The organism is Nostoc sp. CALU 546 (assembly GCF_048836525.1).
In genome coordinates this window covers 17,159-32,864 of the sequence record NZ_JAWJTF010000048.1, presented here as the reverse complement: position 1 = coordinate 32,864, position 15,706 = coordinate 17,159, and the positions used below count along the sequence as shown (strand labels likewise).

The following is a 15,706-nucleotide window of genomic DNA, read 5'->3' as shown; positions in this document are numbered from 1 at the left end:
TATGAGTATTTCAGAAATGCCAAATTCTCTAGAAGGAATAGCTATTATCGGCATGACGGGGCGTTTTCCTGGGGCTAAAAGTATTGATGAATTTTGGCATAATCTTCGGGATGGAGTAGAGTCAACCGTTTTTTTTACAGATGAAGAATTGTTGGAAGCTGGGATAAGCTCTGCTGTTTTGAATGACCCGAATTATGTCAAAGCTGGAGCCATACTAGAAGATATAGAGTTATTTGACGCTGCTTTTTTTGGCTTTTCTCCAAAAGAGGCTGCTACTTTAGATCCCCAACACCGGATTTTCTTAGAGTCTGCTTGGTCAGCTTTGGAAAATGCTGGTTACAACTGCGAAACTTATCCTGGTCGAATTGGGGCTTATGCGGGTACTGGCTGGAATAGTTATTTAGCTTTTAATATTGCTCCAAACCGAGATTTTCTAGAATCACTTATTGGTCAGCAAGCGCTAATCGGCAATGACAAAGATTTTTTAACAACTCGCGTTTCTTACCACTTAAATTTAAAGGGGCCAAGTATTAATGTTCAGACGGCTTGCTCCACCTCATTGGTTGCTACTAACTTAGCTTGTCAAAGCCTACTAAACTACCAATGTGATATGGCTTTAGCTGGTGGCATTACAACATCTGTGCCGCAAAAAACTGGCTATTTCTATCAACATGGAGGAGTTTTATCTCCAGACGGGCATTGTCGCGCCTTTGATGCCAAAGCACAAGGAACTTTCCCTGGCTACGGCGTCGGAATTGTGGTTTTGAAGCGATTAGAGGATGCCTTAGCTGACGGCGACTGCATTCATGCGGTGATTAAAGGTTCAGCAATCAATAACGATGGTTCGCTGAAAGTTGGTTACACAGCGCCTAGTGTGAATGGTCAAAAAGAGGTAATCGCAGAAGCTCTGGCTCTAGCTGATATTGAACCTGAAACCGTCTCCTACATTGAAACTCACGGAACTGGAACAGCGTTGGGTGATCCGATTGAAATTGCAGCGCTGACACAAGTTTTTCGAGCTAGTACTGATAAAAAGGGCTTTTGTGCTATTGGTTCAGTAAAAACTAATATTGGTCATCTAGATACAGCATCTGGGGTAACAGGTCTAATTAAAACCGTCCTAGCCCTCAAACACAAACAGATCCCTCCTAGTTTGCACTTCGAGCAGCCCAATCGCCAAATTGAATTTGCTAACAGCCCTTTTTATGTCAATACCACACTGTCTGAATGGAAAAGGAATGGCACTCCCCGACGTGCAGGTGTCAGTTCTTTTGGTCTAGGAGGAACTAATGCTCACGTCATTTTAGAAGAAGCACCTATCCTTCCAGAGTCTAGTTCTTCTCGTCCCTGGCAGTTATTGGTACTTTCTGCAAAGACAGATTCAGCGCTCAAAAGTGCTAGTGCAAATCTAGTAGATTATCTCAAACAGCATCCTGATTTAAAGCTTGCGGATGTTGCTCACACATTGCAGTGTGGACGACAAGCTTTTGAGCATCGGCAGACGGTTGTTTGTCATGATATCGCAGATGCGATCGCTGCACTTCAAGATCCAAAGCGTGTACTTACCACTTCTCAAAAAACTGAAGAACGTCCTGTAGCCTTTATGTTTCCAGGACTTGGTACTCAATATGTCAACATGGCTCTTGAACTTTATCAAGTTGAACCGACATTTAGGCAACAAATTGACTACTGTTGTGAATTCCTCAAACCACTTCTGAATCAAGATTTACGAGATGTACTCTATCCAAATAGAAATTCTCAACAACAAATAAATCAAGAGTCATCTCCAGGTGTGGATTTGCGAAAAATGTTGGGTCGCACCGAGGCAAAAACAGATGCACAAATCAATCAAACTCATCTAGCCCAGCCAGCGGTTTTTGTGATTGAATATGCCCTAGCACAATTATGGATGTCCTGGGGAATTCGCCCCCAAGCAATGATTGGCTACAGCATAGGTGAATATGTAGCAGCAACTTTAGCAGGAGTTTTATCTTTAGAAGAAGGTTTAAAACTGATTGCCGCCAGAGCAGAAATGATTCAACAATTGCCGAGTGGAGCAATGTTGGCGGTTCCGCTTTCCCAAACAGAGATATCCCCTCTACTCAGTAATAAACTCTCACTCTCAGCAGTCAACGGCTCATCGATGTGTGTAGTCGCTGGTGAAACCGACGCTGTAGAGGCTTTAGAACAACAGTTAACTCAAAGAGGTTTAGCTTGTCGCCGGTTAGAAACTTCTCACGCCTTTCACTCTGTGATGATGGAAGCGATCGCCCCTAATTTACATGAGTTAGTCAAAACATTCAACCTCCAAGCACCAAAAATCCCATATATATCAAACGTTACAGGAACCTGGATTACAGCAGCAGAAGCCACAGATGCCAATTATTGGGTTAAGCATCTATGCGAACCTGTATTATTTGCTCCGGGTGTACAAGAATTGTGGCAACAACAACATCCAATTTTGTTGGAAGTAGGAACTGGTCAGACTCTTGGTAGTTTTGCACTCCAATGTATAGAAAATAATCCAGCAATCAATCAGATTGTCCTACCTTCCCTGAGATATTCCTACGATCAACAGCCAGATTTACCATTTTTACTCAACACATTAAGTCGGCTGTGGTTAGCAGGATTCCAAGTAGATTGGTCAGGATTTTATAAACATGAGCATCGTTATCGTATTCCTTTACCTACTTATCCTTTCGAGCGTCAACGCTACTGGATTGAACCAAAAGAATCCATCAGAAATGACCAAACTAATCAAGCAGCTATAAAACAAAAGCTGGATGTTAGCGACTGGTTTTATATTCCTTCTTGGAAACGTTCTGCTCCTGCTGAATATCTTGCACAAGAAAAGTTAATAGAGTCAAACAATTGCTGGTTAGTCTTTATTGACACTTGTGGTATTGGCAACCAAATAATAGAACAGCTACAAGACAAACCTCAAGATGTTATAATTGTCAAAATTGGTGAAAAGTTTTGTCAAATTAGTGACTGGGAATATACAATTAATCCTCAAAGTAGAGATGACTATGAGGCATTATTAACAAGCATTGGTGATTCAGGCAAAATCCCTCAACAAATTGCTCATTTGTGGAGCATTACACCACAGCAAAAGATAGGATCGCGACTTGAGTATTTTGATGCAACTCAAGATATCGGTTTCTATAGCTTGCTATTTCTAGTACAAGCATTAGGAGAAAAAAATATTAACGACTCGCTGCAAATTAGTGTTATTTCTAATGATATGCAGCAGTTATTCGATGAAGACAATTTATGCCCAGAGAAGGCAACTATCCTTGGTGTATGTAAAGTTATTCCGCAAGAATATTCCCACATTTCCTGCCGCAGTATTGACATTACACTTCCCCCAATTGGTACACAGCAATGGCAGCAGTTAATAGATCATCTTTTGATAGAACTTGGTACAATAACTTCTGACCAAGTTATTGCCTATCGTGGCAATCAGCGATGGGTTCAATATTTTGAACCATTAGCAATCGAAAAACCAAGCGTATCTACTAAGTTACGGGAAAGAGGAGTTTATGTCATTACAGGTGGATTAGGAGGAATTGGATTAGCGATCGCAGAATATTTAGCAAAGACAGTAAAAGCAAAATTAGTCCTAATTGGACGTTCGGGATTACCCCCAAAAGTCGAGTGGGAGGAATTTTTATCAAGTCACGAACAAGAGGATTTTTTAACTACAAAAATCCGAAAAGTTCAGCTATTAGAAGAATTAGGTGCTGAGGTTTTAGTTCTAAAAGCAGATGTTGCAAACCTTGAACAAATGCAGAACGCGATTAATGAAGTACGCGATCGCTTTGGCAAGATTAACGGTGTGATTCATGCAGCAGGAGTGCCAGGTGCAGGTTTAATTCAACTCAAAACTACCGAATCATCGGCAAAAGTTTTTCAGCCCAAACTTAAGGGTACACTGGTGTTAAATGCTGTTTTGCAAGCAGTAAATTTAGATTTTCTGGTTTTGTTTTCTTCTAACACTGCAATCACAGGTGGCATAGGACAAGTAGATTATTGTGCAGCTAATGCTTTTCTAGATGCCTTTGCTCATTACAATTTTTACCAACAGCAAATTCCTACTGTCTCAATTAATTGGGATTGGTGGCAATGGGACAGTTGGCAAGAATCATTGTTGTCATTTGCACCAACTATCCAAGCCGAATTTAAGCAAATGCGACAGCAATATGGTATATCTTTTTTAGAAGGTATAGATGCATTTAACCGAATTCTGTCTAAAACACTACCTCAAATAATTGTATCAACGCAAAACCTACAAACTGCGATCGCAGAACATCAAGTTTTTGCAGTACCCCTGTTCTTACAAAATTCCAAACAGTCTCATCAAAGTAAACAAGCACATCCCAGGCCTATTTTAGGAACTGCATATATTGCTCCTAGTAATGCTTTTGAGCAAAAAATTGCAGATATTTGGCAGGAATTACTAGGTGTAGAGGAAATCGGCATTGATGATAACTTTTTTGATTTGGGTGGACATTCCTTAATAGCAACTCAAATGGTTTCCCAGCTTCGTAAAGATTTTGAGGTCGAACTATCTTTGCGTCACATCTTTGAAGCGCCAACTGTATCCGAGTTATCTTTGGTAATTGAAGATATGTTAATTGGAGAATTAGAAGAATTAACCGAAAATGAAGCGGCAAATCAAGTTACAATTACTCCAGAACAACAAGTACCTCAAGTTGTCAATCAGCGACGCTACAAACTGCCCAATAATCTAGAAATTGTTTACCAAAGCAAAGCTGAAGTTGACTATTTTTATGAGGACATATTTAATAATCAAGTGTATCTCAAACATGGGATTAAGTTGTGCGATCGCGCCTGTATATTTGACGTAGGTGCAAATATAGGTATGTTTACACTTTTTGCATCTCAACAATGCCAAAACCCTACCATTTATGCTTTTGAGCCAGCACCTCCTTTGTTTGAAATTTTACGTCTCAACACTACTTTACATGAGGTAAATGTTAAACTATTCAACTTAGGAATTTCTAACGAATCTAAAACTGCAACCTTTACTTTTTATCCTCATAGTTCCGGGATGTCTTCCTTCTATGCTGAAAAAGAAGAAGAGAAAGAAGTCTTAAAAGCCATCATGGTCAATCAATTAGAACGTGGTATGACTGGCATGAATGAAGTGATGGAATACGCTGATGAATTATTAGGAGAAAGGTTGAGAGAGCAGAATTTTACCTGTCAGTTAAAACCTCTCTCTGAAATTATCCGTGAACAAAAAGTTGAGCGCATCGATTTACTAAAAATTGATGTCCAAAAAAGCGAACTCGATGTTATTCAAGGTATCCAAGAGCAAGATTGGGAAAAAATTCAGCAAATTGTGATCGAAGTACATGACACAGATGGACGGCTAGAAAATATAACCAGTCTGCTGAAAAAACAAGGTTACAACGTTGTAACTGAGCAAGAAGATTTATATCAACATTCAATTATGTACAACGTTTACGCTATCCGCATCTGAAATTCAAACATTAGTAGTCTGTCATATTAATTTTGATGAGTTTGTAGTAAGTACTTCAGTGCTTAAAAATCCCGGACTAAAGTCCTTACTACAAACTTATTCATCACTCGTAACTAATGCGATAAACCACTAGGTATTAAAGGAAGGTGAGTTTCAATTATGAATATTCAAGTAGTAGGCGTAGTGGGAGCAGGAGTCATGGGCGTAGGGGTTGCACAAAACCTTGCCCAAACAGGTCATCAGGTAGTTTTAGTAGATATTTCTGAAGATATTCTAGATAAAGCTAAACAAGAGATCAGAAATAATATTCGCTTCCAAAGTTTTTTCAAAAAAAGTGACAGTACAGAAACCCCACAGGATATTTTAAATAAAATTGAATTTTCTACAAATTTTAAATTTTTGGAAAATGCTGATTTTGTAGTAGAAAATGTCACAGAAAAATGGGATATTAAGAAGCAGGTCTATCCCCTGCTAGATTCTATTTGTCCAGCAGATAGTGTATTTGCAGCTAACACATCGGCAATTCCCATTACCCGCATTGCTTCAGTCACTAAGCGTCAGGATAAAGTTATTGGTATGCATTTTATGAATCCTGTCCCCATGAAACCGATGGTGGAAGTGATTCGCGGTTATCATACCTCTGATGAAACAATTGAAATAGGCAAAAAGTTTCTGGCTCAGATGGGGAAAGAATGCATACTCGTCAATGATTCGCCGGGTTTTGTTTCCAACCGAGTACTGATGTTAACTATTAATGAAGCTGTGTTTTTATTGCAAGATCAAGTCGCCACTGTAGAAGATATAGACAAAATATTTAAAGGCTGTTTCGGTCACAAAATGGGGCCTTTAGAAACAGCAGATTTGATTGGACTAGATACCATTTTATTTTCTATCGAAGTTTTATATGAAAACTTCAATGATAGCAAGTACAGACCGTGCCCCTTACTCAAAAAAATGGTAGATGCCGGATTACATGGCAAGAAAAGTGGTAAAGGTTTTTACGCTTATCAATAAATAGGAGCTTTCATAAATGAGCGAAATTAACACTAAAGTCCAAACATTCCTTTCTCGTTTTTTTGGTAATCACGATTTACAGCCAGACGAAGATATCTTTGCTCTAGGTTTTGTGAATTCTATGTTTGCTATGCAGCTTGTCTTGTTTGTAGAACAAGAGTTTCAGATTGCAATAGAAAACGAAGATTTGGAGTTTGAAAATTTCCGAACTATCAATTCTATCGTCAACTTAATTGAACGTAAAACCGCTATCTTAGTACAGAGATAAAATTGTGAAATTCAGGATATGAAACTAGAATTATCTACTCAGCAAAAAAATGCTCAAGCTGAATTTAGGGCCTTTGTAAACGAGGAAATATGCCCTCATGCAAGTGAATGCGATCGCCAGGAATTTACGCCACCCAAAATTATTAGAAAATTAGCTAATCATGGCTTTTTAGGTGCTATAATACCTCAAGTATTTGGTGGTCAAAAAATGGATATGATCACCTATGGCATTCTCAACGAAGAACTTGGCAGAGGATGTTCTTCTATTAGGAGTTTGCTCACAGTTCACAGCATGGTTGCTCATGCTCTTGGTAAATGGGGTACTAAATCTCAAAAAGAATATTGGCTGCCAAAATTAGCATCTGGTGAAATTATCGGCGCTTTTGCATTAAGCGAACCAAATGTAGGTAGCGATGCCAAAAGTGTAGAAACAACAGCAACACTTGCTGGAAATGGTTATGTCTTAAATGGGCAAAAGAAATGGATTACCTATGGACAGATAGCAGATGTATTTTTAGTATTTGCCAAATTTGAAGGTAAACCTACTGCTTTTTTGGTTGAAAAAAATAGTCCAGGGTTGTCAATCAAACCAATTTCTGGGATTTTAGGTGTTAAGGCTTCAATGTTAGCAGAATTGCAGTTTGCTGACTGTTATGTGCCTCTAGAAAATTTAGTAGGTAAATTAGGTTTTGGCTTTTCTTATATTGCCGCTTCTGCACTTGATTATGGGAGATATAGTGTAGCATGGGGTTGTGTAGGTATTGCCCAAGCTTGTTTAGAAGCCTGTATTCAGTATACAAGCGAGCGAAAACAGTTTGATGTTTATCTCAAAGAGCATCAATTAATTCGCCAAAAGATCACTCAGATGATAACTAATGTCAAAGCTGCAAGACTGCTATGTTATCAAGCTGGTTATCTCAAAGAGATTAACGATCCCAACTCGATTATAGAGACTTCAATTGCTAAGTACTTTGCTTCTACGACAGCTACAAAAATAGCGAATGATGCTGTACAAATTCATGGTGGTAATGGGTGTAGTAGTGAATACCCAGTTGAAAGGTATTTACGAGACTCTAAAATTATGGAAGTTATTGAAGGTAGTACGCAAATTCAAGAAATTACTATTGCTGAGTCAGGCTATCAGAATTATCTTTTATCAACAGTACCCAATGTTATGGGTAAGAAATTAGCAGAGAGAGTTTAAAATATGATTAGTGATACCAGCCAACTTATAAATCTTCAACAAGCAGACAAAAAAGTTATTAAATGTGTGGTTTGGGATTTAGATAATACACTGTGGCATGGAGTTTTGTTGGAAGATGAGCAAGTCTCTTTACGAAGAGGTATAGTTAAGATTATTCATGATTTGGATAATCGCGGTCTTTTACAATCAATTGCCAGTAAGAATGATGATTCTACAGCTTTAGTTAAGCTCCAAGAATTTGGGCTACAAGAATATTTTTTATATCCTCAAATTAATTGGAATTCTAAGGTTAGTTCTGTACAAGAAATTGCTAAACTATTAAATATTGGTCTTGATGCGATCGCTTTCATTGATGACCAGATATTTGAACTCGAAGAAGTCAAGTTTTCTTTGCCAGATATCCTCTGTATCAATGCAGATCAAATAGAGCATATTTTAGATATGCCAGTGATGAATCCCCGTTTTGTTACAGAAGATTCTCGCATGAGAAGATTGATGTATCTTAGTGATATAGAACGTCAACAAGCAGAAAAAGAATTTATTGGCACAGGAGAGGAATTCTTAGCTACTCTCAATATGAATTTCACGATATCTTTTGCCAAAGAAGAGGATTTACAACGAGCAGAAGAATTAACATTACGAACCAACCAATTAAACACAACTGGTTACACCTACTCTTATGATGAACTCAATCATTTTCGCTCCTCAGAAAACCACAAACTGCTAATTGCCAGTTTAGAAGATAAATATGGGAGCTACGGTCAAATAGGATTAGTTTTGATTGAATGTCAAGAGGACTTATGGACAATCAAGCTGTTGCTAATGTCTTGTCGCGTTATGTCTAGGGGAGTTGGCACAATTATGTTGAACTATGTCATGAGTCTAGCGCAAAGTAACAATGTACGTTTGCTTGCAGAGTTTGTGTCAAATAATCGTAATCGCATGATGTATATTGCTTATAAATTTGCAGGTTTTAAAGAAATTAAAAATAGTGGTGATCTAGTTGTTTTTGAGAACGATTTAAAACGAATACAGTCAGTACCTTCCTATGTAAAATTTCAGATAAATGACTAAGACATAAGAAACAGAGATTCCGAGGAATAAGAGAATTTTTTGCAAGTGATCTAGAAGTGTCGTAGCAATTACTTATTGAAAATTAAACATAATATTTATGAATCTTAAAAAAGACACTATTTCTCAACGACGTTCTCAACTTTCACCTGCAAAACAAGCAATTTTAGAAAAGCGTTTACGGGGTGAATCGGAGTCTAATACTCCACAAATAGTTATTCCTCGACGTTCTCAACAAAGTCCTGTGCCTCTGTCTTTTGCTCAACAGCGGTTATGGCTTTTTCAACAACTGGAACCCCAAAGCTTTGCTTATAATGAATTAGTAACAATACACTTAGAAGGTGTATTGAATTTAGTAGCATTAAATAAAAGTATTAATGAAATTGTTAGTCGTCATGAATCTCTGCGTACAACCTTTGAGTTGTTAGAAGGGCAACCAGTTCAAGTGATTCATCCAACTTTAACTGTAGCCTTGCCAGTAGTGAACTTGAGTGAACAAACAGCAGCATTGCAAGCATCGGAAGTTGAGCGATTGACGAATGATATTATCCAAAAACCTTTTGACTTAGCATCAGACCCTCTGCTGCGAGGAATGTTATTGCAGACAGGTGAACAAGAACATCTACTTTTATTCAGTATTCACCATATTGTTTGTGATGGCTGGTCGGTACAAGTGCTAACTCAAGAATTAGCAGCACTATATGCAGCCTTCTGTGCTGGAAAATCTTCCCCACTTTCAGAACTGCCCATTCAATATCCAGACTTTTCTGTTTGGCAGCATCAGTGGCTACAAGGGGAGCGAGAAAAAACTCAACTTGCTTATTGGAAGCAACAATTAGCAGATGCTTCTACTACTTTAATCCCGACAGACCGTCCTCGCCCCCCGGTGCAAAGCTTCAAGGGTGCGATCGCAACTTTTAAGCTATCATCAGGCTTAACTGAAAAGCTTAAGTCTTTAAGCAACCGCCAAGGGGTCACTCTATTTATGACCCTATTAACGGCATTTCAAGCACAGTTGTACCGTTACACAAACCAACAAGATATTTGCATTGGCTCCCCTATAGCTAACCGCAACCATACTGATATAGAAGGGCTAATTGGTTTTTTTGTCAACACTCTGGTACTACGTACTGACCTTTCTGGGAATCCAAGCTTTTTAGAATTACTCAAGCGAGTACGCGAAGTCTGCGTCAATGCTTATGCTCATGCTGATATAACTTTCGAGCGACTAGTAGAAGAACTTCACCCTGAGCGTCATCTAAGTCAGACACCTCTGTTTCAAATCATGTTTGATTGGCTAGAAGACAGCAAAAAAGATTTGATGTTACCTGATTTGACTTTAAAATGGCTGCAAAACCATAGTCAAACAGCAAAATTCGATTTAACACTGTCTGTGGTAGATGCCAAGCCAGCACTTTGGGGTTGGTTGGAGTACAGCACAGACTTGTTTGATGCTGCCACGATTGACCGCATGATTGGGCATTTTACTAATTTGCTCGAAGCTATTGTCACCCATCCAGAGAAGCGCTTATTAGATTTGCCACTGTTGACAGAGACAGAGTGTCAGACTCTGTTGCTTGACTGGAATGATACTGCTATCAATTACCCTCAAGATAAATGCATCCAGGAATTATTTGAAGCGCAGGTAGAAAGAACACCAGACGCTGTGGCAGTAGTTTTTGAGGAAGAACAACTTACTTATCGGCAACTAAATGTTAAAGCAAACCAGTTAGCGCACCATTTGCAAACTTTAGGTGTCAAACCAGAAGTACTAGTAGGGATTTGTGTAGAGCGATCGCTTGATATGATAATTGGATTGTTAGGCATCCTCAAAGCAGGTGGTGCTTACTTACCATTAGATCCCAGTTATCCCCAAGAACGGTTAGCATTTATACTAGAAGATTCGCAAGTGCCAGTGCTGCTGACGCAAACCTCCCTCATGGGGGTAATGCCCCAACACAAAGCCAAAGTAGTATGTTTAGATGCTGATTGGCACTTGATTGCTCAACAGAGCCAAGACAATATACTTCGTGAACCAAGTACTGATAACCTAGCTTATGTAATTTATACCTCTGGTTCTACAGGCAAACCTAAAGGTGTCCAGATTCCCCACAGCGCTTTAAGCAACTTCTTGCAAGCTATGCGCCAAAAACCAGGGTTAACAGAGCAAGATATCTTACTAGCTGTTACTACCATATCCTTTGACATTGCGGCATTAGAACTTTTTCTACCAATCATCACAGGCGCTTGTTTGGTAATTGCCAGTCAAGAAACTGCCTCAGATGGAGCATTGTTGTCAGCAAAATTGTCTGACTCAAAAGCTACAGTCATGCAAGCTACACCAGCTACTTGGCAGTTACTTTTGGCAGCTGGTTGGGATGGCAATCATTCGTTAAAAATCTTGTGTGGTGGCGAAGCCTTACCGGGACAATTGGCAAATCAGTTACTCAACCGATGTGATGCTCTGTGGAATATGTATGGCCCGACTGAAACCACCATTTGGTCAGCAGCTAGTCTAGTAAAAACAGTTAACAGTACTGTACCAATAAGTGGTGCGATCGCTAATACACAACTTTATATCCTAGATCAATATCATCAGTTAGTTCCTGTTGGTGTACCAGGCGAACTCTGTATTGGCGGCAAAGGATTGGCACGAGGTTATCTCAACCGTCCAGAACTGACAGCCGAAAAATTTATCTCCAATCCCTTTAGTCAAGAAGCAACACGTCTCTACAAAACCGGAGATAAAGCACGCTATTTACCCAATGGAGAGATTGAGTATCTGGGACGTATTGACTACCAAGTGAAGATTCGCGGCTTCCGTATAGAACTTGGAGAAATTGAAGCACTCATTAGCCAATACCCAGTAGTACGAGAAACTGTGGTTGTGGCAACAGATACTCAAAGTTTAGTTGCATACATAGTTACACGCACCGAGCAAACGCTGGCAATTTCAGAGTTGCGGAATTTCTTAGAATCGAAGTTACCAAGCTACATGGTGCCAACAGCTTTTGTGATCCTAGAAGCACTACCACTCACACCTAATGGTAAAGTCGATCGCAAAGCTTTACCTACACCTAGTCAAACACAGTTAATATCTCAATCAAATTTTGTCGCTCCTTCTACACCAATTGAGGAGATACTAATTAGTATCTGGACAAAGGTACTTGGTATTGAGATTAGCATTTACGATAACTTCTTTGAAGTGGGAGGGCATTCCCTATTAGCGACTCGTCTAATTTCCCAAATTCGGCAAGTCTTTCAAGTAGAGCTTCCCTTACGGCGCATATTTGAAAAACCAACAATAATTGGGCTGGCGAAAGACATCGAAAAAGCCACCAGGATAGGCTCAGAAAGTCAAATAGCAAACATTGAGCGAATTTCGCGTTTCCACGAATTACCCCTGTCTTTTGCCCAGCAACGGTTATGGTTTCTAGCTCAGTTAGATCCCAATAGTTCCTTCTACAACATTCCGGCGGCTGTCCGACTCCAAGGACAATTACACATCAAGGCACTACAACAAAGTTTCAACGAAATTATCCGCCGTCACGAAGCTTTGCGGACTAACTTCCAGGCAAGAGAAGGGCAACCCGTAGCTATCATCTCTTCAGAGACATCATTAACGTTGCCCATATTTGACATCAGTGAATTGTCTACAAATGAACAAGAAGCTCAAGTTAAACAACTAGCATTAGCAGAAGCACAACAAACCTTTGATCTTAAAAATGACCTGTTATTGCGGGTGAAACTACTATGCCTGAGTGAAGCAGAATATGTAGTGTTATTCACAATGCACCACATTGTCTCTGATGGGTGGTCAATCGGTGTGTTGGTACGTGAGTTAGTAACACTTTATCAAGCCTTCTGCGATGAGCAACCCTTACCCTTAGCGGAATTTCCTGTTCACTATGTAGACTTCGCAGCTTGGCAACGGCAATGGCTGCAAAAAGAAGTCCTACAATCTCAGATATCTTACTGGCTAAAGCACTTAGAAAACGCACCAAAAGTATTAGAGTTACCCACTGACCATCCCAGACCAGCGATTCAGACTTATCGGGGTGCAACCTATTCATTTGAGCTATCTTCAGAGTTATCCGTAGCTCTGAATCAATTCAGCCAGCAGCAAGGAAGTACTTTATTTATGACCTTGTTGGCAGCTTTCCAAACTCTGCTATGGCGTTACACTAGCAGCGAAGATATTGTGGTCGGTTCGCCCATCGCTAATCGCAATCGGGCAGAAATAGAAGGGTTAATTGGATTTTTTGTCAATACTTTGGTTTTGCGAACTAATTTCGCTGGTAATCCTACCTTTGAAGAGTTACTAACCCGTGTGCGGGAAGTGGCATTGGGAGCTTATGCACATCAAGATTTGCCTTTTGAACTTTTGGTAGAAGAACTACAACCACAGCGAGACTTGAGCCACACACCACTATTTCAAGTGATGTTCGTGCTGCAAAATGCACCCATGTCGGATTTAAAGTTGCCTGGTCTAACTTTAAGTTCTTTGGCTATTGAAAGTGGTAGTGCCAAATTTGATTTGACTTTAGAAATCACAGAAACACAACAGGGGCTATTTGGCACACTAGAGTACAATACTGATTTATTTGAAGCAAGCACCATCAGCCGAATGGCCGGACATTTGCAGATATTGCTTCAAGGTATTGTGGCAAATCCGAAGCTACGGCTTTCAGAATTACCACTATTAACACAACCTGAACAACATCAGCTATTCGTGGAGTGGAATGATACTAAGAGTGAGTATCTGCCAGAAAAATGCATTCATGAATGGTTTGAGTCTCAGGTAGAAAGTACACCCGATGCTGTAGCAGTAGTATATGAAAATCACCAGTTAACCTACCGCGAACTCAACACCAAAGCTAACCAATTGGCGCATTACTTGCGTTCCTTGGGAGTAAAATCAGAAGTACTAGTGGGAATTTGTGTAGAGCGTTCGCTTTTGATGGTAATCGGACTATTAGCCATCCTCAAAGCAGGTGGCGCATATATCCCCCTAGATCCAAGCTATCCTCAACAGCGCCTAGCTTATATGTTAGAAGACTCACAACCAACAGTCTTATTAACACAACAACAGCTAGTAGAAAATCTCCCAGCTCACAAAGCCAAACTAATTTGCTTAGATACCAACTGGGAAGTTATCGCCCAACATCGCCAACAAAACCCAGATTACCATCTTAGTAGCGATCGCCTAGCTTACGTCATCTACACCTCCGGTTCCACAGGCAAACCCAAAGGAGCGATGAATACCCACAGAGGAATTTGCAATCGCCTACTGTGGATGCAAGACCAATATCAACTAACAGCCACAGATAGAGTTTTACAAAAGACACCATTCAGCTTCGATGTCTCAGTCTGGGAATTCTTCTGGCCATTGATAACAGGTGCGCGGTTAGTAATAGCACAACCAGAAGGACATCGTGACCCTAATTATTTAGTGAATGTCATTACACAGCAGCAAATAACCACAATTCATTTTGTACCTTCGATGCTGCAAATGTTTCTCGAAGCTGAAAATTTGGAAACCTGTGAATCTTTACTGCGGGTAATAGTCAGTGGTGAAGCTTTGCCAGTAGAATTACAACAACGCTTTTGCCATCAACTCAATGCCCAACTGCACAATCTGTATGGCCCGACAGAAGCTGCTGTAGATGTCACCTTTTGGCAGTGTCAAAATAGTCTTACTACTCAAAAGACAGTTCCCATTGGTTATCCAATTGCCAATATCCAAATTTATCTTTTGGATGGGAATCTTAACCCTGTACCCATCGGAGTACCAGGCGAAATATATATTGGTGGTGTAGGCGTAGGTCGGGGTTATTTAAACCGTCCAGAACTAACCGCAGAAAAATTTATCCCCAATCCTTTGAGCGAACAACCGGGAACACGTTTGTACAAAACAGGTGATAAGGCACGCTATTTACCCAATGGAGAAATTGAGTACATTGGTCGAATTGACTACCAAGTGAAGATTCGTGGCTTCCGCATAGAACTTGGAGAAATTGAGGCATTCATTAGCCAATACCCAACAGTACGAGAAACTGTAGTTGTGGCAACAGATACTCAAAATTTAGTAGCATACATAGTCCCGCACATCGGGCAAACACTATCAATTTCAGAGTTGCGGAATTTCTTAGAATCGAAGTTACCAAGTTACATGGTGCCAGCAGCTTTTGTGACACTAGAAGCGCTACCTCTTACACCTAATGGTAAATGCGATCGCAAGGCTTTACCAGCACCAGATACTACACGCCCAGAATTGGAGGCAGTTTATCAGCCGCCTCAAACAGAGGTAGAACAAACCATTGCCGATATTTGGCAAAATGTCCTTCAAATCGAGTCTGTAGGAATTCATGATAATTTCTTTGAACTCGGTGGCCATTCATTGCTTTTGGTTCAAGTTCACAGCAAATTGCGTGAAGTATTTAAGAAAGATTTATCTGTAATTGACTTATTTAGATATCCCACCATAAGCTCTTTAGCAGATTATTTTAATCAAATTAAAAGTCAACAAATATCTTCTGATGTAACAGAAATAGTTACCGAAAAAATTGCCGGCGGTAAATCTCAACAAAGAAAACGTCTGCAAAAGCTGAAATCTATTGAAAATAATATTTAAGGAGAAA

6 protein-coding genes are annotated in these 15,706 nt (G+C 39.8%); all 6 read left to right on the top strand.

The genetic code is table 11. The features are described 5' to 3' along the window. The first annotated feature begins 1 nt into the window (after window position 1). Window positions 2-5,509, top strand: a complete 5,508-nt coding sequence (locus tag RRG12_RS22300) for an FkbM family methyltransferase (RefSeq protein ID WP_420760748.1) — start codon at window positions 2-4, stop codon at window positions 5,507-5,509. Between the two features lie 159 nt (window positions 5,510-5,668). After that, on the top strand, window positions 5,669-6,523 hold the full coding sequence (locus tag RRG12_RS22295; RefSeq protein ID WP_420760747.1) for a 3-hydroxyacyl-CoA dehydrogenase family protein: 855 nt from the start codon (window positions 5,669-5,671) through the stop codon (window positions 6,521-6,523). A 16-nt stretch (window positions 6,524-6,539) separates the two neighbouring features. Beyond that, window positions 6,540-6,791, top strand: coding sequence for an acyl carrier protein (locus RRG12_RS22290; RefSeq protein WP_420760746.1), 252 nt, complete (start codon window positions 6,540-6,542; stop codon window positions 6,789-6,791). Between the two features lie 18 nt (window positions 6,792-6,809). Continuing rightward, complete coding sequence (locus RRG12_RS22285) at window positions 6,810-7,994, top strand: acyl-CoA dehydrogenase family protein (RefSeq protein ID WP_420760745.1); 1,185 nt, start codon at window positions 6,810-6,812, stop codon at window positions 7,992-7,994. 3 nt (window positions 7,995-7,997) lie between these two features. Continuing rightward, complete coding sequence (locus RRG12_RS22280) at window positions 7,998-9,068, top strand: HAD-IIIC family phosphatase (protein ID WP_420760744.1); 1,071 nt, start codon at window positions 7,998-8,000, stop codon at window positions 9,066-9,068. 97 nt (window positions 9,069-9,165) lie between these two features. Further along, the gene (locus tag RRG12_RS22275) at window positions 9,166-15,699 is read left to right on the top strand and encodes an amino acid adenylation domain-containing protein (RefSeq protein ID WP_420760743.1); all 6,534 of its coding nucleotides are present in this window, start codon (window positions 9,166-9,168) and stop codon (window positions 15,697-15,699) included. Window positions 15,700-15,706: the final 7 nt, after the last annotated feature.